At 38.2% G+C, this 24,714-nt stretch carries 22 protein-coding genes and 1 pseudogene; 11 read left to right on the forward strand and 12 right to left on the reverse strand.

Features of this window, described 5'->3' with window-relative positions; genetic code table 11:
- Positions 1-22: 22 nt before the first annotated feature.
- Genes FFJ24_RS09415 through nirB form a run of 4 tightly spaced genes read right to left on the reverse strand, consistent with a single transcriptional unit; the run spans position 23 to position 4,777 of the window.
- Positions 23-1,390: an MFS transporter gene (locus FFJ24_RS09415; protein ID WP_138821259.1), complete on the reverse strand. Its 1,368-nt coding sequence runs from the start codon at positions 1,388-1,390 to the stop codon at positions 23-25.
- A gap of 34 nt (positions 1,391-1,424) precedes the next feature.
- Complete coding sequence (locus FFJ24_RS09420) at positions 1,425-1,820, reverse strand: DUF3575 domain-containing protein (RefSeq protein WP_246862783.1); 396 nt, start codon at positions 1,818-1,820, stop codon at positions 1,425-1,427.
- Between the two features lie 59 nt (positions 1,821-1,879).
- Positions 1,880-2,230, reverse strand: a complete 351-nt coding sequence (gene nirD / locus FFJ24_RS09425) for a nitrite reductase small subunit NirD (protein WP_246862784.1) — start codon at positions 2,228-2,230, stop codon at positions 1,880-1,882.
- Positions 2,231-2,263: 33 nt separating this feature from the next.
- Entirely contained in the window at positions 2,264-4,777 is a 2,514-nt protein-coding gene (gene nirB, locus FFJ24_RS09430) for a nitrite reductase large subunit NirB (protein WP_138821260.1), read from the reverse strand.
- A 254-nt stretch (positions 4,778-5,031) separates the two neighbouring features.
- Here nirB and cobA point away from each other — a divergent pair, with 254 nt between their 5' ends.
- Positions 5,032-5,796 carry a uroporphyrinogen-III C-methyltransferase gene (cobA, locus tag FFJ24_RS09435; RefSeq protein WP_138821261.1) on the forward strand — a complete coding sequence of 255 codons (765 nt, stop codon included), beginning with the start codon at positions 5,032-5,034 and terminating at the stop codon, positions 5,794-5,796.
- A gap of 236 nt (positions 5,797-6,032) precedes the next feature.
- Here the strand turns inward: cobA and FFJ24_RS09440 are convergent, their stop codons facing one another.
- The 3 genes and pseudogenes from FFJ24_RS09440 to FFJ24_RS09450 form a co-directional block, all read right to left on the reverse strand.
- Complete coding sequence (locus tag FFJ24_RS09440; RefSeq protein ID WP_138821262.1) at positions 6,033-6,752, reverse strand: DUF481 domain-containing protein; 720 nt, start codon at positions 6,750-6,752, stop codon at positions 6,033-6,035.
- 43 nt (positions 6,753-6,795) lie between these two features.
- Complete coding sequence (locus tag FFJ24_RS09445) at positions 6,796-7,047, reverse strand: hypothetical protein (protein WP_138821263.1); 252 nt, start codon at positions 7,045-7,047, stop codon at positions 6,796-6,798.
- Between the two features lie 132 nt (positions 7,048-7,179).
- Positions 7,180-8,427, reverse strand: a pseudogene (locus FFJ24_RS09450) (alpha-L-fucosidase); the annotation flags it as partial.
- A gap of 289 nt (positions 8,428-8,716) precedes the next feature.
- Here FFJ24_RS09450 and FFJ24_RS09455 point away from each other — a divergent pair.
- Both FFJ24_RS09455 and FFJ24_RS09460 read left to right on the forward strand, forming a co-directional pair.
- Positions 8,717-9,568, forward strand: a complete 852-nt coding sequence (locus FFJ24_RS09455; RefSeq protein WP_138821264.1) for an SDR family oxidoreductase — start codon at positions 8,717-8,719, stop codon at positions 9,566-9,568.
- A gap of 32 nt (positions 9,569-9,600) precedes the next feature.
- Positions 9,601-10,425 carry an ion transporter gene (locus FFJ24_RS09460; RefSeq protein ID WP_138821265.1) on the forward strand — a complete coding sequence of 275 codons (825 nt, stop codon included), beginning with the start codon at positions 9,601-9,603 and terminating at the stop codon, positions 10,423-10,425.
- 52 nt (positions 10,426-10,477) lie between these two features.
- Here the strand turns inward: FFJ24_RS09460 and FFJ24_RS09465 are convergent, their stop codons facing one another.
- On the reverse strand, positions 10,478-10,804 hold the full coding sequence (locus FFJ24_RS09465; protein ID WP_138821266.1) for a hypothetical protein: 327 nt from the start codon (positions 10,802-10,804) through the stop codon (positions 10,478-10,480).
- Between the two features lie 166 nt (positions 10,805-10,970).
- Between FFJ24_RS09465 and FFJ24_RS09470 the strand changes: the two genes are divergently transcribed.
- The 3 genes from FFJ24_RS09470 (at position 10,971) to FFJ24_RS09480 (ending at position 14,682) form a co-directional block, all read left to right on the forward strand.
- Positions 10,971-11,657, forward strand: coding sequence for a DUF4142 domain-containing protein (locus FFJ24_RS09470; protein ID WP_168202431.1), 687 nt, complete (start codon positions 10,971-10,973; stop codon positions 11,655-11,657).
- A gap of 187 nt (positions 11,658-11,844) precedes the next feature.
- On the forward strand, positions 11,845-13,794 hold the full coding sequence (locus FFJ24_RS09475) for a glycoside hydrolase family 97 protein (protein ID WP_138821268.1): 1,950 nt from the start codon (positions 11,845-11,847) through the stop codon (positions 13,792-13,794).
- 291 nt (positions 13,795-14,085) lie between these two features.
- Positions 14,086-14,682, forward strand: a complete 597-nt coding sequence (locus FFJ24_RS09480; protein WP_138821269.1) for an FMN-dependent NADH-azoreductase — start codon at positions 14,086-14,088, stop codon at positions 14,680-14,682.
- Between the two features lie 86 nt (positions 14,683-14,768).
- On the opposite strand, the gene FFJ24_RS09485 is transcribed toward FFJ24_RS09480, so the two are convergent.
- Complete coding sequence (locus FFJ24_RS09485; protein ID WP_138821270.1) at positions 14,769-15,131, reverse strand: response regulator transcription factor; 363 nt, start codon at positions 15,129-15,131, stop codon at positions 14,769-14,771.
- Positions 15,132-15,422: 291 nt separating this feature from the next.
- On the opposite strand from FFJ24_RS09485, the gene FFJ24_RS09490 reads away from it, so the two are divergent.
- The gene (locus FFJ24_RS09490) at positions 15,423-15,737 is read left to right on the forward strand and encodes a hypothetical protein (RefSeq protein ID WP_138821271.1); all 315 of its coding nucleotides are present in this window, start codon (positions 15,423-15,425) and stop codon (positions 15,735-15,737) included.
- Between the two features lie 245 nt (positions 15,738-15,982).
- On the opposite strand, the gene mnmA is transcribed toward FFJ24_RS09490, so the two are convergent.
- Positions 15,983-17,074, reverse strand: coding sequence for a tRNA 2-thiouridine(34) synthase MnmA (gene mnmA, locus FFJ24_RS09495; protein WP_138821272.1), 1,092 nt, complete (start codon positions 17,072-17,074; stop codon positions 15,983-15,985).
- A gap of 431 nt (positions 17,075-17,505) precedes the next feature.
- Between mnmA and FFJ24_RS09500 the strand changes: the two genes are divergently transcribed.
- The 4 genes from FFJ24_RS09500 (at position 17,506) to FFJ24_RS09515 (ending at position 21,541) form a co-directional block, all read left to right on the forward strand.
- Positions 17,506-19,791: a GH92 family glycosyl hydrolase gene (locus tag FFJ24_RS09500; protein ID WP_210419493.1), complete on the forward strand. Its 2,286-nt coding sequence runs from the start codon at positions 17,506-17,508 to the stop codon at positions 19,789-19,791.
- Between the two features lie 376 nt (positions 19,792-20,167).
- Complete coding sequence (locus tag FFJ24_RS09505; protein ID WP_138821273.1) at positions 20,168-20,497, forward strand: helix-turn-helix transcriptional regulator; 330 nt, start codon at positions 20,168-20,170, stop codon at positions 20,495-20,497.
- Between the two features lie 37 nt (positions 20,498-20,534).
- Positions 20,535-21,101, forward strand: a complete 567-nt coding sequence (locus tag FFJ24_RS09510; protein ID WP_138821274.1) for a DUF6428 family protein — start codon at positions 20,535-20,537, stop codon at positions 21,099-21,101.
- A 20-nt stretch (positions 21,102-21,121) separates the two neighbouring features.
- Entirely contained in the window at positions 21,122-21,541 is a 420-nt protein-coding gene (locus tag FFJ24_RS09515) for an arsenate reductase ArsC (RefSeq protein ID WP_138821275.1), read from the forward strand.
- 247 nt (positions 21,542-21,788) lie between these two features.
- Here FFJ24_RS09515 and ctlX read toward each other — a convergent pair whose 3' ends face one another.
- Together ctlX and FFJ24_RS09525 are read right to left on the reverse strand one after the other, a co-directional pair.
- The gene (gene ctlX / locus FFJ24_RS09520) at positions 21,789-22,709 is read right to left on the reverse strand and encodes a citrulline utilization hydrolase CtlX (RefSeq protein ID WP_138821276.1); all 921 of its coding nucleotides are present in this window, start codon (positions 22,707-22,709) and stop codon (positions 21,789-21,791) included.
- Positions 22,710-22,834: 125 nt separating this feature from the next.
- On the reverse strand, positions 22,835-24,280 hold the full coding sequence (locus FFJ24_RS09525) for an arginine deiminase family protein (RefSeq protein WP_138821277.1): 1,446 nt from the start codon (positions 24,278-24,280) through the stop codon (positions 22,835-22,837).
- Positions 24,281-24,714 lie beyond the last annotated feature (434 nt).

Consider the following 24,714-nt stretch of genomic DNA (forward strand, 5'->3'; position numbering starts at 1 on the left):
TAGTATATTTTGTTAGCGTTCTTTATTTGCCAGAGGTAAGCACGAGGTCTTCTATTTGTGACGTTTTTTGTGCCATGACGGTTCTGAAGATGAATACTGCCACGCCAATTCCGAGGATAATAAAGCCAAGTAAGGTAAACGCGCTGGTATAATCGATCAGGTCTTTTTGAACGTTAAGGCCATTTTCGATTACATTTTTAGAAGCGTGACTGGCTTTGGCTTTAAACATAAAGGCAATAAGCATCGCTCCGATATTTCCGCCAGCGCCTACAATACCCGCCACACTACCAACTGCAACTGGATTAATGAAAGGAACAAGGCTGTAAGTTGCCCCGTTAGCCATTTTTAAACTCAGACCAAAAACGAACATCATAAAAATAGCCATTCCAATATTGCCCGATTTTGCAAACCAGATCAGACCGATTCCTTCTATTAAAAGTAATAGCGCAAGTAAAAGTGTTTTACCATCAAATCCCCATGTTTTACCAATTTTATCAGCAACAATTCCACCCAATGGCCTGGCAAAAATATTAATCCAGCCAAAAATACCTGCAACCATTCCGGCCACAGCTATGGTTGCGCCAAATGAATCTGTAAAAAAGATCGGAGCAAAATTGTCTACCGTAATTTCTACACCAAAACAGGCTGCATAAGCAATGGTTAAAATCCAGGTACGGTAATCTTTTGCAGCTAGTAAGAAGGTATTTTTGTTGCTTTTTAAGTTTTCATCTTTCAGGTTTTTAAAATCTCCCTGGGGGCTATCCAATGTGTAACGATGATATAAAAAAGAACAGATTAAAAGCATTACACCAGGAAAAATCATGGCATAACGCCAGCTGTCTTCAGTACTGCAGAAACCAAGAGCCGTAAAACCGGATGCAATTAAAGGCATAAATAAATTGGCTGCACCGCCGCCAGCGTTTCCAAAACCTCCTGCAGTTGCATTGGCTGTCCCTTTAATATTGGGCGCAAACATAATCGAAGTATGAAATTGGGTAATGACGAACGATGCACCAATTACGCCAATGGCCAGGCGGAAAAGCAAAAAGGAAGTGTAAGAGTGGCTGGTTCCAATTAATAGTACTGGAATGGCGCAAAGAACCAGAAGCCAGGTGTAGATCAGTTTTGGACCAAATTTATCAATTAATCGTCCAATTAATAAACGGGCAATGATGGTGGCTGATACTGACGCAATCTGAATGTTACCTACCTGATCTTTTGTAAGATGTAACTGTTCTCTTGCTATCTTCATCAAAGGTGCCATCCCGAACCACGCAAAGAAACAAAAGAAGAAAGTTAACCAGGTAATATGAAAGGTCTTCATCTGAACACCTTTGAGCGAAAATATATTTAATTTATCCAGCGGTTTAGTAATGGTGTTTAGTGTCATAACGGTCAGTTTAGGTGTAAATAAATAGGTTCCTTTAAAATTTATATCCCAAACCTACACCAACGTTCCATTTGCCATTTTTGACTGCAGTTTTAGGGTTATAATATAATGGTACTTGTAAAGCGATATGGCGAAATGCTGTTGTTAGTCCAAAGCCAAGATTAGGAGTAAGGGCCGCGTTTTTTGGTGCTCCAGCAGCAACTTTATCTTCTTTGATTCGCAAGCTTGGGAGTAGTCCTAATAAAACAGTATAAGGTTTTTTGCTGAATTTAATGCTGGGACCGGTACAGTTTATAAAAGCACCATGATCAACATATCCGGCAACAATAGTCCCATCGAATAAAACGGCTTTAGTTTGCGATTTAGCAGAAAAAAAGAACAAGGTAAGTGCAAGGCAGCCTGTTATGGCTACAGAATTAGAAATTTTCATGTCGGTTTGGTTTGGGTTAAATTTTTATCCGGATAAAGTTTAAATCTTAGTGGGTCAGGTTAAGATTTTGGTGTTGTACCAATATAAACAGTTCCGTTTTCTATCTTTACAGGATAGGTTTTTAAGGCGCATTCATCACCGCTTAAACATTCGCCGGTACTCAACGAGAATGTTTTTTTATGGAAAGGGCAGGCTACCTTAGGTTCATCAGTAGTAGAGCCAATCATTCCACGGCTTAATGCCATTTGTTTTTTATGCGGGCATTCATTTTGTGTGGCGTACCACTCATTTCTTCTGGTGAAATAGAAAAGTGCAATCTGATCTTCACCATGTTTTACACAAACGCCACCGTTCTCAATGGCATCCTCGACTCGGCAGGCTGCAAGCCAATTTGATTGTTCATTCATCATTTAGGGGTTTATTAGGTTTGTAAAGTTTCTTGATTAAGCTGTTTTCCATTCGGCTGTTCTTTTTTGTCCGCGCATTTCAACAAATTCTATAGTTGGGTCTTTATCTTCCGGTGCATTTACAAAATGAGAGAAACGCTTTCTGATCGCTGGGTTTTCTACGGCTTCTTTCCATTCGCATTTGTAAGAAGCGATTAAGTTTTCAATTTCATTTTCCCACTGAGCGGCCATTCCTAAACTATCGTTGATGATTACGTTACGCAGGTAATCTATCCCGCCTTCCATTTTGTTCAGCCAGGTTGCGGTCCGGGTAAGAGGATCAGCAGTGCGGATATAAAACATTAAAAATCTATCGATGTATTTAATGCAGGTTTCGCTGTCGAGATCTGTTGCCAGTAAAAGAGCATGTTGAGGCTTGCTTCCACCGTTTCCGCATACATATAAATTCCAGCCTCTTTCGGTGGCAATAATCCCAAAATCTTTACTTTGGGCTTCTGCGCATTCTCTGATACAGCCACTTACCGCCGATTTGAATTTATGCGGCGCACGTATGCCCCTGTATCTTTCTTCAATTCTGATGGCAAAACTTACGCTATCGTGCAAACCAAATCTGCACCAGGTACTTCCAACACAGCTTTTAACGGTTCTTAAGCCTTTTCCATAAGCATGTCCGCTTTCAAAACCTGCAGCAATTAATTCCTCCCAGATAATAGGAAGATCGTTAAGGTGTGCACCGAACATATCAATACGCTGACCTCCGGTAATTTTGGTGTAGAGGTTATATTTTTTAGCTACTTCGCCAATTACTATCAATTTATCGGGTGTAATTTCTCCGCCCGGAACCCTTGGTACTACTGAGTATGAGCCACCTTTTTGTATGTTGGCCAGAAAACGGTCGTTACTATCCTGTGCCACATCATTGCCCTTTTTAAGGATCATTTCGTTCCAAATACTGGCAAGGAGCGATGATACCAATGGTTTACATACTTCGCAACCATCATTTTTGCCCAATGCGTCCAGTACTTCATCATAACTTTTTAATTCGTGGATATGGATAAGATCGAAAAGTTCTTGCCTACTGTAGTTGAAGTGTTCGCAGATAACATTTTTGATGTATTTACCCTGCGATTTCAAAGTATAGGTCATTAAATCTTTAACCATCGGCAAACAGCCTCCACAACCTGTACCTGCTTTGGTGCATTTCTTCAGGTCATCGATGTTTTCGCAAGATCCATCAGCAACTGCCGAGCAGATGTCGCCTTTGCTAACACCTTCACAACTACAGATTAATGCACTGTCTGGTAAAGCTGTAATTCCGGCACCTCCTGCAGGTTCACTGCCTCCACGTGTACCCAATATCAGTTCTTCAGGATTCTCTGGTAGCACGATCCGGTTATTAGAGGTTTGCAACAGCAAGTTATACGCTGTTGCATCTCCAATTAATATACCTCCTAAAAGGTATTGCCCGTCATTACTAACATTTATTCTTTTATAAACGCCTTTATGTTTGTTTTCGAAGATGATGGTACGGCAATCCGGCTCGGTGATAAAATTATCGCCAAAACTGGCCACATCAATGCCGATTAGTTTGAGTTTGGTGCTCATATCAAATCCGGTAAATGTTTTATTTCCTTCGCAAAGATTTGCGGCCAATACCTCGGCCATTTCGTAGCCCGGCGCAATCAAACCATAAATCATTCCATCATATAAAGCGCATTCACCAATGGCAAATACCGCCGGATCGCTGGTCTGCATTTTTTCGTCAACTACAATTCCGCCTCTTGGACCAACCTCAATGCCGCAGGCCTTGGCCAGTTCATCGCGTGGTTTTATGCCGGCAGAGATTACCAGCATGTCGACATCCAATATCGTATCGTCGCTAAATTTTAAAGCCGTAATACTGCCATCGCCTTCAATACTTGTGGTGTTTTTATTTAAGTGGATCTGTAAACCAAGATCTGCGAGTTTAGATTTAAGCATATCGCTACCTGCAGCATCAATTTGCCTGGGCATTAAGCGCGGTGCAAATTCAATAATACTGGTTTTTTCAATCCCCAGATCAATCAATGCTTTAGCGGCTTCTAGTCCTAATAAACCGCCTCCTATAACTGAAGCTGTTTTGGCCTTTTTTGCATAACTACTTATGAGGTCAAGATCTTCTATAGTACGGTAAACAAAAACACCTTCTTTTTCAATGCCGGGGATATTTGGCACAAAAGCGCCGGAACCGGTAGCAAAAACAAGAACATCGTAGTTATAATCCACACCATTGGCAGTATAAACTTTTTGAAGGTCGCGATCTATTTTAGTAACAGGGTTATTGAGAAATAAGGTAATACTTTGCTCCTGGTACCAGTTTTCTGTAGAAAGGGAGAGGTCATCGGCGGTTTTGCCATTAAAATATTCACTTAAATGAACACGATCATAAGCCCTGCGGGGTTCCTCTCCAAAAATGATAAGATTAAAAGAAGAAGTTTTTGATCTAAGCTTTTCGCAGAATTTATATCCCACCATTCCATTTCCTATTACGATTATTTGTGGTTCTTTCATAAATCTTAAAGGTGTTTAGTGTTTTTTGGTTTCTGTATGTTGTTTTTTTAGATTATTTATTCTGATGTATGTTTTTTTTTCGCTAAACAATCCATTTAAAAATACATAATTCAACATTTATATGATTTTTGATATTCAAATATAGAATATTACTGAACTAAAACTCATATAAAAATGATTTTTATCATAAAAAATTTAAACTTTTTAATATTTTTTCATCACTTTTATACTTAAATAGCTAAATCATTAAAATTATGAATCAAAAAACTAACGATTTTGGACTTTTTATAATGGGCGGAGGTCCTGGCGACCCTGAATTAATTACAATAAAGGCGTTTAATGTATTAAAAAGAGCCGAAGTTATTCTTTATGACAACTTGAGTAATGAAAAATTGCTGGAAATTGCTCCGAAAAGCTGTAAAATGATCTATGTTGGTAAGCAACCTTATGGAAAATACACACCACAAGAGAAAATAAATGAATTAATTGTCGAGAATGCCCAAAATCACCAGGTAGTAGTGCGTTTAAAGGGCGGAGATCCCTTTATTTTTGGTCGCGGCTTCGAAGAATTGATTTATGCAGAGGCCAGAGGCATTAAATGCCATTATATTCCGGGTATAAGTAGTATGCAAGGCGCAGGTTTTATCGATGTGCCTTTAACACACCGTGGAATCAGTGAAAGTGTTTGGATACTTACCGGAACTAAAAAGGATGGAAGTTTAACCAACGATTTAAAATGTGCCATGAAAAGTTCGGCTACCGTAGTGATATATATGGGGATGAAAAAGGTTGGCGAAATTTCTAAAGCCTATTGTGATGCAGGTTTGGGTGATATGCCTGCCGCAATTATTCAGCATGCTACCTTACCCAATCAAAAGCAAGTAGTATGTTCGGTACAGCGTTTACAGGAATCTGCAGAACAGGCGGGCTTAACTTATCCGGCTATTATTATTATAGGTAATGTGGTGCAAGCTAAAGCCTATGCGAATCTCAATCAGGCAGAATTGTTGTCGGCGTAGATAGGTTCATTAGTTCAATGATCATTGGTTCATTAGTCATTGGTTTAACCTGTTAATTGATACAACTTAACTCTCTTAACGTCTTAATGGTCAGCTAATGGGATAAGTGTTTAAATCGGTTTATTGACTCCCAGCTCCAAACTAAACAGCCCTTCGACTCCGCTCAGGGTGACTAATCTAGATAACCTACTCAAGACTTTGGACTACAGACTGAGGACTTCGGACTGAATGCTAATCTAAAAATACTTATCAAGCGTTAAGCCATACGTAAGGTTAAGGTTTTCGCTACGCGTAATGTTCAATTTATTATAATTCAGTGCCACGGTAAGGCTTATCCATTTGCGGAGTTTTAATCCAAGGGTAGTGGTAGAGCGGATGATATGATCGCCTTTTCTATCGAAAGAATTTTGTAAAAAATGATTCCCATCAAGCGTAATCAGCTCTTTTATGGCGAAATGATATTGTAATCTTAGTGAATTCCGGTATGTATGGTAACTATCACCTGCAATTAAGCTACTTTGATCAAATAATATCCCATCACTTAGGTTAATATAGGCATTAGGTTTATCCAATACACTATAGGCGATGCCTCCGCCCGCAAGCAATTGGTTTTTTAATTTTAACGAATAACTGGTATTGTAATTGACCAAACCCCAATAATAAAAATGCGGGAAGGTTTTATACAGGTTAAAGTTTAAGGTGGTAGAAAAATCGTTGTTGGTTAAATTACTGTTCTGCTTGCCATAAAGCCATGCGGTAGTTGAATTTAGAACAAAACTTTTCTTTTTCATGCCGAAATTAAGCGCATTGTTTAATAAATAGGCACGATCGTCATTTGTGCGGTTAATCGATCCGGTTGAAGTAAGCAGTACATGGTAATTGGTACTATCGGTATATTGAGCGTTTGATTTAAAATAGCTTATGAAAAAGAAAAAAGGCAATACAATAAACTTCATAAGCTACTTAACATTTATCGCTATCAATGTGTTTAATTAGAATTTAATTCTGGTCGTACCATTTTGGTACTGGTATATATTCCCGGTTCCAGGTTATTTCATTATTTTCATTTTTATAACCGGCTGATATTAATACGATACGTGGCTCTTCTGCTACAATTTCTTTTTTAAACTGGTAAGCATCAACGGCTAAGTGCTGATAAAGCTTATCTTGTTCTATTTTATTATCTGCTAATAGAATCAAAGCACTTTCGCCTGTTTTAAGGGTATGGATAAACGCGCCTTTTACTTTCATGATAGCTTTTAATGTAAGACAATTAAAACCATGATATGTTTTGTTCAATTCTAGTTAGAAAATATAAAACCCGACCAACAATAAAGCCTGCAAGATGTAACTCGCAGGCTCCTGATGACTAATGCAGGTTGATTAGTTTAGTGTTAATTCAATTACAGGGATTTCAAAATCAGGCTTTTTCTTGGGTAGTTTTAATAACAGCGTATTAGCATTTGATTTTTCATTGTCGATCTGTACTTCCGAATTATCATGTAAAAACTGTGCATATTTCGTTTTGTCTTTATAACCTTCTAAGGTAATGGAACCAGTATTAGGATATTCGAACAAGTGCACATATAATTTTTTGGTGTCTTTGTTATAGGTAAGTTTTACACCTTCAGGTGCTTTAAATTCGGCCGGAGCAAAAGTACAGTGGTAAATTGATTTCGAGTTGGCATGCATCCATAGGCTTAGACTATCTAAAGCAATGTTTGCTCTGTTATCAAATTCGCCACGGGCAGTAGGACCAACATTTAACAATAAGTTGCCGCCATTGGCTATCGAAGTAATTAATAAATCCAGTAATTTCCTGTTGCTTTTCCAGGTATTTTCATCGCGATGATATCCCCATGAGCCTGAAAAGGTTTGACAGGTTTCCCAAACTTTTCCATGGTATTTTTCTAATTCTTTCGGACTAACCTGTTCAGGTGTTTCGAAATCTGCACCATCTTCATAATCATTGAGATCCAAACGGTTATCTACAATAATTTGTGGCTGCAGTTTTCTAATTTGCTTAAGTAGCGCAACCGAACCCCAATCATCACGGCCTTTACCATATTTGCCGGGATAAGAAAAGTCGGCCCATAGAATATCGATTTTTCCATACCGGGTTAACAGTTCAGTTACCTGATCGAATAAATATTTACGATATTTAGCCATATCCCTATTTTTGTTTAATGCTGCATATTCAGCTTCGTTATCATTATTTGGTTTTAAGGGATGATACCTATCAACTGTAAAATCAGGATGGTGCCAATCAATAAGCGAATAATAAAAACCTACTTTGATGCCTTCTGCGCGGAAAGCTTCCACAAATTCTTTTACCAGGTCTCTTTTTGCCTGTGTATTGGTGGCTTTATAATCGGTGTATTTGCTATCAAACAAGGTAAAGCCTTCGTGGTGTTTGGTAGTGAGCACGGCATATTTCATTCCCGCCGCTTTAGCTTCCTTTGCCCACTGTTTGGGGTTATATAAATCGGGATTAAACTGATCGAAATATTTCTGGTAGTTTTCGTTGGTGATGTGTTCATTGCTCTTAACCCATTCGTGGCGCGCTGGCATTGCATATAAACCCCAGTGGATGAACATGCCGAAACGGGCATCTGTCCACCATTCCATTCTTTTGGTTTTTTCAGCAGCGGTTTAATTGCTCAGCCGATTTTGGGTAAAACCAGAAAAAGTTAGGCTGAACATCAGCAAAGCTGATAAAATTAGTTTTCTCATTTGTGGTTATTTTGGTTAGGATGAAAAGCTAATTTACTATGCTATGAGCTTCTAAAATGTTGGGATATGAGCAAAATATTAAGTTAAATTGGTTTAAATGCTAACGGCTAAGGCTGAAGTTCTTAAAACTTTGAAGAAGATATTCTTGTTTAATTAGCAGTATTGAAACTTAATTAGACAAGAAGCAATGAAAACACAAAAAACACCTGCCAAACAAAACAAACAACCGGGGATAGAAGCGAAGATGGATCCAAAACCTGAAGTAATTAAAGCAACCTATAAGGGAGCGGGTAAACTGAATGATAAGGTCGCATTAATTACCGGTGGAGATAGTGGAATTGGCCGTTCGGTAGCTGTCCATTTTGCACGAGAAGGTGCTGATGTGGCCATTGTTTATCTGGATGAAGATATTGATGCAAAAGAAACCCAAAAAATGGTTGAAGCTGAAGGTAAAAGTTGCTTATTGATTAAAGGAGATGTAAAAAAGCCTCCGTTCTGTAAAAAGGCCGTAGAAACAACGGTTAAAAAGTTTGGAAAGATCAATATTTTGGTCAATAATGCCGGGATGCAGGTTCCGCAGAAAGATCCAAAAAATATTGACAGTAAGCAATTGGAGGATACCTTCCGTACAAATATATTCGGCTATTTTTACTTTGCACATGAGGTGTTACCCTATCTCCAGGCGGGCGATGCCATTATCAATACTACCTCAGTAACAGCTTACCGTTCTTCGCCTAATCTGATCGATTACTCTTCAACAAAAGGCGCAATAACTTCATTTACCCGTTCGCTCGCTACAAATTTAGCCAAAACAGGTGTCCGGGTAAATGCCGTTGCGCCAGGCCCGGTATGGACACCACTCATTGTATCTACCTTTGATGAAGAAAAGATTAAGTCATTTGGATCAGAAACGGCAATGGAAAGGGCAGGGCAACCTTCAGAACTTGGCCCATCTTATGTATTCCTTGCTTCAGACGATGCCTCGTTTATTACCGGACAGGTAATACATGTTAACGGTGGGGAAGTTGTAAATGGGTAATTTCTGTTACCTTTAAAACTACTTGAAAAACTATGTCATCAGATTCATCTAAAAATTGGCGTTTTAAGCTTCACGAAATTATTTACGAATCGAATACACCGGCTGGTAAAGCTTTTGATGTGGGGCTGTTAATTGCCATTTTTTCCAGCATTATTGTGGTGATGCTCGATAGTGTGGTCAGTATCCATCAGCAATATGGCAAGTTGTTTAACATTACAGAATGGATTTTTGCCGCGCTTTTCACCATCGAATATATTTTAAGGCTGGTCAGTATTAGAAAACCGATCCGGTACGTAATCAGTCCTTTAGGAATTATTGATCTGATCGCCTTACTACCATCTTATTTAAGTATATTTCTTATTGGTGCACAATCTTTGCTGGTTTTTAGAGCGTTAAGGCTGCTTCGTGTTTTCAGGATATTCAAACTCGGACATTTTTTAACGGAGATTAATTTCTTAACCCATGCATTAAAAAACAGTGTCCGCAAGATTAGCATATTTCTGCTTACCGTTTTAACCATTACCGTAATTCTGGGCTCTATTATGTATTTGGTAGAAAAACGGGAAAATGGGTTCTCAAATATCCCAGAAAGCATTTATTGGGCTATTGTAACCATCACTACAGTAGGTTATGGTGATATTTCGCCCATTACACCGCTTGGAAAATTTGTGGCTTCTGTAGTGATGCTCATCGGTTATGCCATCATAGCAGTACCTACCGGAATTATTACCCACGACATTGCAGTTGCTGCTCGACAGAAAAAAGAAATGCCCGAATCTTGCCCTAGCTGTAGCAGGGAAGGACATGATAGCGATGCCTTGTTTTGTAAATACTGCGGATCGTCATTGTTTAAATAAAAATGCCAGACAATTTTTGCCTGGCATCCGGTATTCTTGCTATAAAACTACTTTATAACATTTCGTCATCTTCCTTTTCGTAGGCGTTTGGATCTTTATCCAACTCTTCAATATCCGATTCGTTGTAATCTTCCGATTCACTTTCCAAACTTGCATCATCTTCTAATACTTCGTCATCTTCTTCAGGGTTTTCAATCTCTTCGTTAAGCTGTGTGCCTTCACCATCAGCAAAGGGAATCTCATCCTCTGTATACTCATCATCTTCAGCTGGTTCTGGAGTAGCATGACCTTCAGATGCATTTCCTTCCGATCGGTTGATCTGGAACTGTTCAATATTTTGAATTTCTTCTTCCGGTTGGTTGTTTTCTTGATTTTCCATAGTATATGTTTTTATAATAGAACAGGATAAAATTGGATTAAGTTTAGTGAAAATTTAAAATCTTAACCCCCTGGTGTTGTATCGTTTTAAATAATGAGGTTATTATTCAAACTTTTTTAATGTTAACCGGGTTCTATTAATGCATTTTTACCTTAATTACTTAATCATGAAAAACCGCTTCAATACCAGGGAAATAGCAGTAGTGGGAATGATAATTTCAGCTACTTCATTTAATGCGATTGCAAAAGCTGATTGGCATTATTCTATGTTAACTGATTATATCCATCAGCAAGACTCATTAACAACTGCGCAATTTTTGCAACAAGCGGCAATTGCAGGAATGAAAGAGGTTTTAACAGGAAAGCTTGCTGACAATAAAGCTACTGATAAAAAAGTCAAAGCTTTTGGCCAGATGATGGTTGATGATCATACTAAGGCCAATGAAGAATTAAGGATATTGGCAAAACTTAAAAAGATAGGGCTGCCCATGAGTACCCCGGAGGGTGGGCAACGGCCGGATGGAAGAATTGATTCTGCTCCTGAAAACATGAAAGATACCTCCCGTACCAAGAATGCCGGAGGAGAAGCCGGTAATACTGGTTTGGCAAAAAAAGCGGCTAACGGAACAACAGAAACTGAAGTAACCCAATCGATTGACCGGCTCAATAATTTAAGCGGAAGCTCCTTTGATAAGGCTTATATAGAAATGATGGTTTCAGATCATCAAAAAGCTGTTGCCTTGTTTGAAAAAGCATCTCAATCTTCCGATGTTGACGTTAAAACGTATGCACGGAAATATTTACCCATATTAAAAAAGCATTTAAAGAAGGTGAATGCTTTAGCCGGAAAATAGTTTTCAATAATATTTCAGGGAAATAGAAGGGCTGGTTTAATTTATTAAGCCGGCCCTTAGCATATATGGTGTTTTTTTCTTTTCCTTATAATATCACAAAGAAATCTCTTACGAAATCAAAAACTTGTTTAACTTTATTAAACTAAAACGATTTATTAAGCTTTTTGATGTAAAAAACTAATCAACTATGAAAAAACACTTATCGCTATCTATTTTATTGCTGTGTTTTACAATGAAATTATTTAGCGCACCTATTGAACTGTTATCGCCCGATAAACGCATTAAAATATCGGTAAATATTAAAGGTAGGATCGGTTATGCGGTTACTTTTAATGGCGATTCTTTTTTAACCGATTCATATCTTCAGTTAAATCTGGATCAGGCTAAACTGGGTGCTAATGCCAAACTGATCAAAAAAACACTTTCTATAGTCAATACTACTTCTAACCCGGTAATTCCACTTAAAAATAGCACGGTGGTAAACCACTATAGTTTGTTAAAACTCGATTTTAAAGGCGATTTCAGTATCGAATTCAGAGCTTATAACGATGGGATTGCTTATCGCTTTATTACCAATAAAAAAGATTCAATCAGGATAAACAGTGAAGATGTGCATCTCAATTTTAATGATAAGGTAAAAGCAGCATACCTGGAAACGGGTAGTTTTAAAACCGCTTACGAAATTCTTTACCGTCAGGATGAACTTGGAAAGGTAAATAAGGATAATATGAGTGTGCTGCCAATTTTATTCAATACCGGTAAGTATAAAGCACTACTGTCAGAAGCTGATCTCTACGATTATCCATGTTTGTTCGTAAAAGCAGTAAATGATAGAAGTATTGATGCTGTTTTTCCGAAAGTGCCTTTGGCTTTTGGTGAAGATGGAGACAGAAGCAAAAAAATATTAAAAGAGGCTGATTATATTGCTAAAACAACTGGTAAAAGATCCTTTCCCTGGCGATTTTTGGTCATAACCGATAAAGACACCCAACTGGCGGCTAATCAAATGGTGTATAAATTGAGTACACCCAACCAGTTGGAGGATACCAAATGGATTAAACCTGGTCAGGTAACCTGGGAGTGGTGGCACAATGCTTATGTTTATGGAGTAGATTTTAAATCTGGTTATAATCAGGACACCTATAAATATTACATCGATTTTGCTTCAAAATTTGGCATTCCTTACATTATCATGGATGAAGGATGGGCAAAAACCACTTTAAATCCTTTCGAACCAAATCCAACTATCAACCTGCAGGAACTAATTGCTTATGGCAAACAAAAAAATGTAAAAATTGTACTTTGGTTTACCTGGCTGGCGGTAGAAAATAACTTCAATATTTTCGAAACGCTTGAAAAGTGGGGCATTGCCGGAGTAAAAATTGATTTCATGGATAGGAGCGACCAGTGGATGGTGAATTATTATACCCGCGTAGCCAAAGAAGCGGCCAAACACCACATTTTAGTCGATTTCCATGGAGCATTTAAACCCGCAGGTTTAGAGGTTGCCTATCCAAATGTGCTTTCTTATGAAGGCGTTATCGGAATGGAGCAAAACATTGGAGGCGGTCTGGCTACACCAAACAACAATTTGTTTCTTCCATTTTTGCGTAATGCAGTGGGGCCTATGGATTACACTCCGGGAGCCATGCGTTCGGCACATAAGCAAGATTATAAACCCAGCTGGGTAAATACCATGAGCATTGGTACTAGGGCGCATCAACTGGCTATGTATATTGTTTTTGAAAGTGGTTTTCAAATGTTGGCCGATAATCCTTTTAACTATTTAAGAGAGCCTGAAACCACTTCGTTTATTACCGGCGTTCCAGTAACCTGGGATGAAACCAGAATTCTGGATGCCAGCGTTGGAGAATATATCGTTACCGCAAAACGTAAAGGCGAAAGATGGTTTATCGGTGCTATGGGTAACGATCAAAAACACGACCTGAAAATGGAGACCGGTTTTTTGAAACCTAATATTAATTACCAAATTACCCTGATCAAAGATGGCATCAACGCCGATTTTCAGGCAATGGATTTTAAACGCATCTTAAAACTAATTAAAGCAGGAGAAACGATCGATATCAAGATGGTTAAAGACGGTGGTTTTGTTGCTGTGATAGAACCTGTTAAATAATGAAAATAAAGTTTGTGAAGGCTAAAAAGTGAAATTCATTAAGTATAATTATCTTTGTGTTGTCGCGTTATTCTCGCGTATGCAGGAATCTTAAAGCATACAAATAACTTTATAATGCATTAAGGTTCCCAATCAGATTGGGAATGACGGCTTCTCGATATATTATTCTTGCCACTTTTTTATTGGGATGAACTTGCTACTATACCAAAGGATAGCGCTATCCTTTGGTATAGTAATAGCTTTTTGATACTTCGTATCTGTAATTTTGCCAGACATAAAAAGGCAAAAAAAATGAAAATATTACATCTTATATCAAGCCCAAGAGGCGAAGCATCTTTCAGTATTAAATTGGGAAATGCCATCGTAGAAAAATTACAGGCTGCAAATCCAGGTAGCACTTTAACAACTCACGACCTTACCAATACCCCTTTTCCGCATTTGGAGGAAGTACATATCAATTCTTTCTTTACACCGCAGGAAAATCACACCGCAGAATTTACGGAAGCAATAAAACATTCAAATGAGGCCATTGCCGAACTTAAAGATGCCGATGTGATTGTAATCGGTGCGCCATTGTATAATTTCGGTATCCCTTCTACTTTAAAAGCATGGATCGATCATATTGCAAGGGCAGGGCAAACATTCCGTTACTCAGAAAAAGGTCCTGAAGGTTTGGTAAAAAATAAAAAAGTATATCTGGCGATCTCCTCCGGTGGGGTGTATTCAGAAGGACCAATGAAACCTTATGATTTTACCGAATCTTATCTAAGATCGGTTCTTGGTTTTATGGGTATGACCGATATCACCGCATATCGCGCAGAAGGCGTAAGCATTCCAGATTTAAAAGATGTGGCTTTATATAAAGCAATTGAAAGTATATCACTTTAGATAGTTAATTAATCATTAGTTCACTGGTCATTAGTAAAATTAAATAATCGACTAAAGACTGTGGACTAGTGACTTTTGACTAAAAATTATGCTGCTAAATATTTCTCAACCCTGCTGGCAAAATCATTCAGATCAAAAGGTTTATTGATAAAATCTTCTGCATCACACTTTGCTTTAACTGTATTTAAATGGTTATTGGCCGACATCATCATTACCGGAATATTGTATGTTTTAATATTTCGTTTTAGCGCATTGCAGATATCCAGTCCGTTTCCATCAGGTAACATAATGTCAAGAATTACCATATCTGGCAGATGCTTGCTCATCTGGAGCCAGAAATCGTTGATGTTTGGACAGGTCTTTACCTCGTAAAGCTCTTCAATTAATAGAAATTCGATAATTTCTCTAATATTCGGATTGTCTTCCACTACATAGATGCACTTTTTCATAAGCTCAACTTTAGTTATATGGATAACTAATCTAGTTATCAGATGTTTAAGATAGTTATACACAATTTCTGAGTTATTAACCTTATTAGTAGCTCTTGTCATCAGTTTCTATAATTTTTACGCTAACTAAAAAAAATATAAAAATAAATTTTGATACTAATTTTTTTAGTATAGATTTGCTTTTGGAGACAAGATACAGGAGCTATCATCAAGATAATTCGATGTATTTAATTGATGATTTTAAACAAAAAGCTTCTAGCTTGGTTTGTTTGCTGATATATTTATTTTTCTATGACCGTTACCGTTTTAGCCATATTCGAAACAGATTTCAGACCAGATCTTTCATTAGGTAAAATCATGAATGAAAGACTGAGGATTGCTGCCGCAGATTTGCAGGATATCCATTTGCAGCATTTACATGCCATTGGGCAACGTAGTGATGATTTGGTGGTTTATATCAGTTATAACCCAAAATATAAAATCAGATGGCGTGTAGTTAACGATGTGCCGGAGGATGTAGAAAACTTTGTAGCTCAAACCTGCGGTAATTTAGGTTACATTCATTGGAAAACCGCATCGATTAATGTTTTTAAGGGAAGTGAATAATAAAGAAATACGTTTTAAATAATATTTTTTATAGCGATCTTCATTCTCGCGTATGCGGGAATCTTAATTGATAAATTTACTATTATGATTAATAGAATTATAGAAGTTAAAAACAAGTAGGTAGCATGAAAGATGCTGAACTAAATTCAGCATGACGATTTCTCCACTATATCGTAATAAAACTCAAATAAAAAAACGAGTTACCAAATGGTAACTCGTTTTTTTATAACATAGTAGAGGAAGTATTAAACTAAAAATCCTCCGCCTAATAAATCATTTCCTTCGTAAAATACAGCCGATTGACCAGGAGCAATTGCTGAAACATTATGATCGAACACTACACGCATTTTATCCTTTTCCTGGACGATTGTACTTAACATACCCGCGTCCTTGTAACGGATTTTGGTAATCACATCATTCATTGGCTCCTCAATGCTTGCATATTTTATCAGGTTAATGTTACGAACCATAGCTTCGCGACGTTCAAGTTCCTCAGCTTTACCTAAAACTACGGTATTACTTTCTGGCAGGATTTGCGTTACAAACATGGGCTCACCAAAGGCAACGCCTAAACCTTTACGTTGACCAATGGTATAAAAAGGATAACCCTTGTGTTGCCCAACGATCATTCCATTACTTAAAATAAAATTTCCACCGGCTACTCTGTCTTCTAAATCCTCTACTTTATGTTTTAAGAAAGCCCTGTAATCGTTATCCGGAACAAAACATATTTCATAACTCTCCGATTTTTTAGCCAGTTCCTCTTGCCCCATATCTAAAGCCATCTGTCTGATTTCAGATTTGGCAAAACTACCCAACGGGAATTTAGTGCGCGAAAGGTTTTCCTGTGAAACACCCCATAATACATAAGATTGATCTTTATTTTCGTCTTTTCCCTTCGAAATTACATAACGGCCACTGTCTTGCTGACGGATATTGGCATAATGCCCGGTTGCAATAAATTCGCAATCCAGTTTATTGGCACGTTTTAAAAGCGCTTCCCATTTAATGTGTGTATTGCATAATACACACGGGTTTGGCGTTCTTCCGGCAAGGTATTCATCAACAAAATTGTCGATTACGTAATCGCCGAATTCATCCCTGATATCGAGGATATAATGTGGAAAACCATAATTTACTGCAAGAGTACGAGCATCGTTAATGCTGTCTAATGAGCAACATCCAGTTTCTTTGCTGCTACCGCCAGAAGTGGCATAATCCCAGGTCTTCATAGTTAAGCCAATAACCTCATAACCCTGCTCATGCAACATTACAGCCGCTACCGAACTATCAACCCCGCCACTCATGGCAACCAGAATTCTACCGTGTTTACTCATCTTAAAAATATAGGATGCAAAAATAAGGTTTATTTAGCTGAAATTATTTAAAGGAAGTCAGTTACTTGTAAAAAGCGGTTACTTAGATGTGCTAAGGTGGCTTTGGTGGTCAATATTTTTTAAAAAGGAGTGATTCAGTGTTAATCGCTGCCGGTAGCCCTGCTATCGCTGCAAGTCCTCTCCCGATGAAAAATCGGGATGTGGGCTTTACACTTATATCAGGTTTATTTAACAGGGCCTGTAGTCTAAGCAACATAAACCTCGCGGGTTTTAAAAACCTGCGAGGTTTGAAAATGCAATAAATCGTATCTTCAACAATCTAAAATGTATTTTTTGTTTCACTTAAACGTTTTAGTATGTGTTTTATGCATATTTGAAGATAAATTTATACCTTAGAATTTTCAACAAAAAACAAGCTAATTTTAAAAGATATGATTAAAAAAGTTATCCTGCCTTGCCTTTTGCTTTCAGCCATGATAGCATCGGCACAGCAGAATCTGGTACAGTATGTGAAGCCTATTATAGGCACCTCAAAAATGGGGCATACCTATCCTGGTGCAACCGTTCCCTTTGGCGCAGTACAGTTAAGTCCAGAAACCGATACTTTATCTTATGAAGTAAACGGAAAATACAATGGTGATGTATATAAATACTGTGCGGGTTACAAATACGAAGATAAAACCATTACCGGCTTTAGCCATACCCATTTCAGTGGTACAGGCCACTCTGATCTGGGCGATTTCCTGATCATGCCTACACAAGGAAAACTGCAGTTAAACCCTGGCACGGCATCAAATCCTAAAGGAGGTTACCGTTCGGCGTTTTCTCATGCCAATGAAGTGGCAGAAGCGGGTTATTATAAGGTAAAACTGGATGACGATAACATTACTGCAGAACTCACCTCAACTACAAGGGTAGGCATGCACCAATATACTTTCCCTAAATCGGATCAATCGCATATTATCCTCGATTTAATGGCCGGTATTTACAATTACGAAGAAAAAACCGTTTGGACTTACGTTCGTGTAGTTAATGATACTTTGGTTACCGGTTACCGCCAGACGAATGGATGGGCGAGGACCAGGACCGTTTATTTTGCGATGAGTTTTTCTAAACCTTTTAAAAGCTACGGACGTAAAAGCTACGACGCCAAACAAGCTTACAGAGGTTTCTGGGGTAAATTCAACCAGGAACAAAACTTCCCTGAAATTGCAGGCAAAAAGTTAAAAATGTTCTTCGATTTTGATACCCGGGAAGGGGAGAAGATCAAAATTAAATTTGCTTTATCGCCAGTTAGTCAGGAAAATGCTTTGCAGAATATGCGTGCAGAAATTTCGGGCTGGGATTTCGAAAAAGTAAAAGAACAGGCACAGGCTACCTGGAACAAAGAGTTGAATAAAATCCAGGTAAAAACCTCAAACGATAATAAAATAAACTTTTATACCGCTTTATACCATGCTTACATCAATCCAACTACTTACACAGATGTTAACGGTGAGTATAAAGGTTTAGATCAGGGTATACATAAGGCTGACGGTTTTACCAATTATACCACATTCTCACTATGGGATACTTACCGTGCTTTACACCCATTCTTCAACATTACCCAGCCGGGCCGTAGTAACGACATGGTGAAATCGATGCTGGCGCATTACGATCAGAGCAGTTTGCACATGCTACCGATTTGGTCGCACTATGCCAACGATAACTGGTGTATGAGTGGTTACCATAGTGTTTCAGTAATTTCTGATGCGATTATAAAAGGTACTTACACGGGCGATCCTAATAAAGCACTAGATGCCTGTATTGCAACAGCTAAACACCGCGATTATGAAGGCATTGGCTATTATATGGATAAAGGTTATATCCCGGCAGAAAAATCGGGCATTTCGGTTTCTAATAATTTAGAGTATTCTTACGATGATTGGTCGATTGCACAACTGGCCAGGAAATTAAACCGGATGGATGTTTACGATGAGTTTATCAAACGTTCTAACAATTGGAAAAACAACTACGACAGCACTTCTGGTTTTATGCGTCCGAAATTGGCAGATGGAACATTTAAAAAACAATTTGATCCAAAAGATACCGAAGGACAGGGTTTTATTGAAGGCAACAGCTGGAATTACAGTTTCTTTGTTCCACAGGATCCTGCTTCACTAATCGAAATGATGGGCGGTAAAAAGAAATTCGCCACCCGTTTAGATACTTTGTTTACCATGCATTTACCAGATGAGTTTTTCGCACATACTGAAGACATTACCCGCGAAGGTATTATTGGCGGTTATGTTCATGGAAACGAACCGGCACACCACATTGTATATTTTTACAACTGGGCCGATCAGCCATGGAAAACACAGGCACAAGTTCGTCACATTTTAAACATGCAATATAAACCTACAGCCGATGGTTTGGGCGGAAACGATGATTGCGGACAAATGAGCGCCTGGTACATGTTTTCCTCTTTAGGATTTTATCCTGTAGCACCAGGTTCTGATGTATATTCGTTAGGAAGTCCTTTAGTTAACAATGCGGTAATCAACTTAGAGAATGGTAAAACTTTCACGGTTGAAGCCATTAAACAAAGCAATAAAAATGTATATGTAGAAAAAGTTTTATTGAATGGCAAAGAAATTACCGATCATAAAATCAAACACGCTGATATCACCAACGGTGGAAAGCTTACTTTTTACATGAGCGCAAAACCGAAGAAATAGCGATACATCCATTTAGCATTTAACCGTTGACCAATTTTTTGGTCAGCGGTTTTTTTATTTACCCTTCAAATGTCGTTCGAGCGTAGTGCAACGCAGTCGAGAACCCGAAGGCTCTGCGAAGCAAAATCTATCTCGAGATAGATCTCTCTATTCCACTGCATTCCAGTCGAGATGACGATACTTTTTATTAAATTCTCTGCATTTATAACCAGGGTGAAGGCAAGAGCCATTATCGACCAAATTTCCGTGTTTTTCCTTACCTCTGTGGCAGAAAAATATCAACTCTTTCTCTAGATAATCTGTTTTTGATGAAAACCTATAATTAAAACTAAATTTTGATATCTAAATTATCTATCGTAATATTGCGATATAAATTATGGGACTTACCAAAACAGAAATATTCACCGAAGAGCAAAATCAAATGGCAACTTTATTAAAAGCGATGGCCCATCCTGCGCGGATTGCGATTCTTCAGCGTATCCTGAAATCAGATACCTGTATTTGTGGTGATCTGGTTGAAGAACTTGGCTTAGCTCAGGCGACCATTTCTCAGCATTTAAAAGAACTTAAAAATGCCGGTATTATTCAGGGGACTATTGAAGGGGTGAGTATCTGTTATTGTATCGAACCTAAAACCTGGAAGTTATTACATACACAACTGGCCGATTTCTTTGCCTCGTATAAAGGCAAGCAAAATTGCTGTTAAAATTTTTTACATAAATAAATCGTTAAATTGCAATATTATGATTAATACATTATCAACAGAATGGAGCAGCTTCAAAGCTGAACTTCTACAATATCCTGAATTGCTGTTGCAGTTTCAATATGCTACTGATAAGTGGGTAAATGCCAGTTACCACATCACTGAAATTAAACAAGCGCCGATTACCTCAGTGGATTGCGGAGGCGTAATGAATGCCTGGACTGAAATTATTGTGCAGTTGTGGGAGCCTGCTGAGAAGGAAGAGGGCAGGGCCATGCAGGTTAAAAAGGCATTATCCATTATCAACCTGGTAGAAAGTAAACTGGCTTTAAATCCCAAAGGTATTGTGAAAATTGAATTCGGTAATTCAGAATTTGATACCAGGCAGATGTATCCTGGTGAATTTAAAATTGACGGCGACAATCTGATTATCAACCTGACACCCGATGCTACACAATGTAAGGCGATAAGTCGCGGTGGAAGTTGTGGTACAACCGCAACGGGTGAAGAATGCTGTGCACCTGCTGAGCCTGTAAAAAGAAAAATAGGGTTAGTTAACCTTACTGCTGATCAAAATAGTTGTACACCGGGTAGTGGTTGTTGCTAAGAATTTTAAATTTTAAAATAATGAAAAATGTATTGGTGCTCTGCACCGGAAACAGTTGCCGTAGTCAACTTGCAGAAGGATATTTGAAAAACTTTGCTCAAAACAAAGCTAAAATCTATAGCGCGGGTATCGAAGTTCATGGTGTTAATCCAAGGGCAATAAAGGTAATGGCCGAAGATGGAATTGATATTTCTGGTCAAACCTCTAACAATATCGAGGAGTATTTTGCTGTTTCTTTTGATTATGTGATTACCGTATGTGATCATGCGAAAGAAAGTTGTCCATATTTTCCAACGCAGGCCATAAAACTGCACCACAACTTTCCCGATCCTGCAAAAGCGGCAGGTAGTGATGAGGAAATTATGGTCGAATTTAGAAACACGAGAGATCTGGTAAAGGCTTATATGGAAGATTTTGTAGACAAAAACTTAAAAGGCTAATATGTCAGCAAATGTTTGTGCACCGTCAATTCAAAGAAAACAACTAAGCTTTTTAGATCGGTATTTAACTCTGGTTTTTTTTAGCCATGTTATCGGGAATACAGAGATCTATCCAGACAGATGTAGCTTCTTTGAGCACTCCATGGTTCTGGGTTTTGTTGAACTCCGCTCGAAATGAATGACTGATTTTTACAACCTTTCATGTTATAATTCATTCCATGATTTGTTGGCTCACCCAGCCAATCTTTTACAGCCAGGATTTATTCGGCAAATGTATTTCTGCCAGCATACATCTTGCGCTTCCACCACCATTTTTTTCAATGGTGTAAAGTGGTGCATAAATGATTCTGCTGTATTGTTCAAGCGCAGCAATCTGCTCAGCAGTTAAGGATAGATAAGCCTGTTCCGACATCACCAATAAACTTTCGTTAACTGCATTGCTCAGCTGTAACATGTTGCCTGCAAATTTGTTCATCTGTTCCAGGCTGATTTCGATGATTTCTTTTCCGGCGCCTTTTAAACTGATGGTTACATTCAGTTTTTCTTCAGGATCTTTAATCGAATCCAGACAAATTACCGCAAAACGGTCGCCGATGCACATCATGACATTGGTATGGTAAATCGGGAAATTTGATTCATCAACTGCCTGGAATGCCACCGGTTCATATCCGGTCAGCATGCAAAAATTGTTTAACACTTCTTCATCAGTACGCACACTTAAGCAGGCATAAGCAATTTTGTTAGTACGATCTAATACCATGCTTCCTGTTCCCTCTAAAAATGCATGTTGATGTTCGTAAAAGCTTAAATCGCTGATGTGATTAACTTCAAAGTTTTCTTTTAAACCATCCAATATCTCTTTTCTGCGCTCCAATCTTCGGTTTTCAGAAAACATCGGATAAAGATATACTGAGCCATCCTCATGAAAGGAAACCCAATTGTTGGGAAAAATAGAATCAGGTGTTTCAGGTTGTAAGGTATCATCAACCACCGTCACATCAACATTATTTTTCCGCAGTAAATCAACAAAGGCATCAAACTCTTTTAAGGCCTCTGTTTGTACATTGGTTTCACTAGAAGCAACTTGAAACTTGTTATTTCCAGCCGTTTGCTCGTTGAATTTAAAATCAATAGGGCGGATCATTAAAATGTGATTGGTCGTCTGCATATTGGTAAAAGGTAAAAGGCGTAAGGTTTAAGGTTGCATACTGCCCCAAAAAGTTTTCAATAAATATCAGGCACTTATGCTATAGGCAAATTTAACCTTAAACCCTATACCTTACGCCTTAAGCCTCAAATATTGTCTCTAAATATCGGCAAACTCATACAATGGAAACCGCCACGTGCCCGCGATAATTCTGCTGAAGGCATTAAAATCAACGTATCGGTTATGGTTTCGGCATTTACTTTGCCGCTTTCTAAATCCTGGATCAAATCTTTTACATCCACTACATCAAAGCCAGCAGTTTTAAAGGCTTCAACGGTTTTATCGTTTCTGTCGTAACCTAAAACCACACCTTCTTTAATGGCTAAAAGGTTACAAGAATCTGTCCATTGTTCTCTCGAATCGTAAGGAAACAGGTTATTTCCGCTATAAATAATCTTAGTTGGTTCGGTGCTTTTTAAATCGTTCCGGCTAATGTCATTTAATAAAGCTTCTACATGTTCGAAATGTTTAGGCTCTTGTGGATTAGCTTTTGTAAACTGAATAGCAGTAGTAGCCTCCAATTTTTCAGGTTCTTTTAAAAAGTTGATTGGCTCGTAAGGATTAAATTTCGGAGAATGAGCAATTGAGTTCAAAATTACCCATGTATTGCGTTTAACCTGCGTAAAAACTGTGTCCAGGTGCATGTAATCACGTTTGCTTGGTATTTTTACCACCGTAACTTTTTCTACTACATCCTGGTCGAACAACAATTTAATAGCCTCATTGGCGCCATGTTCTGATGTTCTTTCACTACAGCCGATCAATACATGGTTTGGACTTACCATCATCACATCGCCGCCTTCTAAAGTAGTACTGAAAGCTGGTTCATCACCTGGTCTTAAAAAATGCATGGTCACATCCGGAATTTCGAGGATATTATTGCGGTAGTGCTCAAACAATGGATGGTTGAAGAAAATGTAACGCATTAAAAGTGTTTCGCGCACACGGGCTTTTTTTGCCGGTTTGTTTAATAAAATGTGGTTATTAATCGTTGTACCCAAATCCCTGGTAAAAATTAAATTCGGGATCGGCGCAAAAATCATGGTATCGTTAGCCAATGTTCCGGAGATAAAAATCTCTGCCAATTGTTTCGGATCGGTATTGGTTAATTCCAATTGAACCTTATAAGTACAGCCTTCAATCGCACAAACGGCGGCAACCAGTTTTTTGCGAATGGATTCGTTCTCCAGCATTTCGCTTAACAGGTTCTGAATCTCGATTACAGATTTAGAATTGTGGAAATCGGGGTGGTTGGGTTTGTAAAAATTACGGTCTGATGCTTCTGAATCTATTTCGGCCAGTTTTCCTTTGATCTTTTCAGGATCAAGAAAATACATCAGCAGTTTAATATAATAATCATATTCATCTTTTCGGATGGTATCTAAATGTACAATATCTTCGAAAAGCCAATCTTGTGCCTTAGAGGGTACTACTTTGCCTAATCCACTATCAGGACTATGTATTAATAATTTACGCAATCTGCCGATTTCGGTGTTTACGCTCACTTTAAAATTGGGGTTCTGCTCGCTCATAAATAAGTTAGTTGTTACAAATCTATTAGAAAAATTTAGATATGAGAATTGAGAGGTGAGATTTAAGGTAGACTGATACTTAGAAGGGTTTATTTATTGCACAGAGCCGGGATCCCTAACTATTGGAATTTTTGCGCTTCGGAAAGTCCGATGTCAGAAAGTCGGAAGATATAGTTTGAAAGTGCATGGCCTGAAATTTTGAAGACTAATAAGTTTTATATGATCGGCATCCTGTCTTCCGACCTCGGACCTCCGACTCCGGAATTTTTAATGCACAGCACCGACGTCCCTAAACCTTATTGAAGCGGCAGCTCCCAATTTCTTCAATCGGGACTACAGCGGAAAGAAGGACTAGCGGCACCGATAAGCACTACAGCACCTTTCCAAACCTTTTAAAAATTATGAAAATTAAAGTCTTAAGTGAAATATTAGAA

The organism is Pedobacter sp. KBS0701 (assembly GCF_005938645.2).
In the GTDB taxonomy this organism is placed as follows: domain Bacteria; phylum Bacteroidota; class Bacteroidia; order Sphingobacteriales; family Sphingobacteriaceae; genus Pedobacter.

Bases quoted from the DNA above. Each gene is read 5' to 3' on its own strand.
- FFJ24_RS09460 (WP_138821265.1), top strand. From the start codon at position 9,601: ATGTCATCAGATTCATCTAAAAATTGGCGTTTTAAGCTTCACGAAATT.
- ctlX (WP_138821276.1), bottom strand. From the start codon at position 22,709: ATGCAGACGACCAATCACATTTTAATGATCCGCCCTATTGATTTTAAA.
- nirB (WP_138821260.1), bottom strand. From the start codon at position 4,777: ATGAAAGAACCACAAATAATCGTAATAGGAAATGGAATGGTGGGATAT.
- cobA (WP_138821261.1), top strand. From the start codon at position 5,032: ATGAATCAAAAAACTAACGATTTTGGACTTTTTATAATGGGCGGAGGT.
- FFJ24_RS09440 (WP_138821262.1), bottom strand. From the start codon at position 6,752: ATGAAGTTTATTGTATTGCCTTTTTTCTTTTTCATAAGCTATTTTAAA.
- FFJ24_RS09420 (WP_246862783.1), bottom strand. From the start codon at position 1,820: ATGAAAATTTCTAATTCTGTAGCCATAACAGGCTGCCTTGCACTTACC.
- FFJ24_RS09445 (WP_138821263.1), bottom strand. From the start codon at position 7,047: ATGAAAGTAAAAGGCGCGTTTATCCATACCCTTAAAACAGGCGAAAGT.
- FFJ24_RS09415 (WP_138821259.1), bottom strand. From the start codon at position 1,390: ATGACACTAAACACCATTACTAAACCGCTGGATAAATTAAATATATTT.
- nirD (WP_246862784.1), bottom strand. From the start codon at position 2,230: ATGATGAATGAACAATCAAATTGGCTTGCAGCCTGCCGAGTCGAGGAT.
- FFJ24_RS09455 (WP_138821264.1), top strand. From the start codon at position 8,717: ATGAAAACACAAAAAACACCTGCCAAACAAAACAAACAACCGGGGATA.
- FFJ24_RS09490 (WP_138821271.1), top strand. From the start codon at position 15,423: ATGACCGTTACCGTTTTAGCCATATTCGAAACAGATTTCAGACCAGAT.
- FFJ24_RS09470 (WP_168202431.1), top strand. From the start codon at position 10,971: ATGAAAAACCGCTTCAATACCAGGGAAATAGCAGTAGTGGGAATGATA.
- FFJ24_RS09475 (WP_138821268.1), top strand. From the start codon at position 11,845: ATGAAAAAACACTTATCGCTATCTATTTTATTGCTGTGTTTTACAATG.
- FFJ24_RS09515 (WP_138821275.1), top strand. From the start codon at position 21,122: ATGAAAAATGTATTGGTGCTCTGCACCGGAAACAGTTGCCGTAGTCAA.
- mnmA (WP_138821272.1), bottom strand. From the start codon at position 17,074: ATGAGTAAACACGGTAGAATTCTGGTTGCCATGAGTGGCGGGGTTGAT.
- FFJ24_RS09465 (WP_138821266.1), bottom strand. From the start codon at position 10,804: ATGGAAAATCAAGAAAACAACCAACCGGAAGAAGAAATTCAAAATATT.
- FFJ24_RS09485 (WP_138821270.1), bottom strand. From the start codon at position 15,131: ATGAAAAAGTGCATCTATGTAGTGGAAGACAATCCGAATATTAGAGAA.
- FFJ24_RS09525 (WP_138821277.1), bottom strand. From the start codon at position 24,280: ATGAGCGAGCAGAACCCCAATTTTAAAGTGAGCGTAAACACCGAAATC.
- FFJ24_RS09505 (WP_138821273.1), top strand. From the start codon at position 20,168: ATGGGACTTACCAAAACAGAAATATTCACCGAAGAGCAAAATCAAATG.
- FFJ24_RS09510 (WP_138821274.1), top strand. From the start codon at position 20,535: ATGATTAATACATTATCAACAGAATGGAGCAGCTTCAAAGCTGAACTT.
- FFJ24_RS09480 (WP_138821269.1), top strand. From the start codon at position 14,086: ATGAAAATATTACATCTTATATCAAGCCCAAGAGGCGAAGCATCTTTC.
- FFJ24_RS09500 (WP_210419493.1), top strand. From the start codon at position 17,506: ATGATTAAAAAAGTTATCCTGCCTTGCCTTTTGCTTTCAGCCATGATA.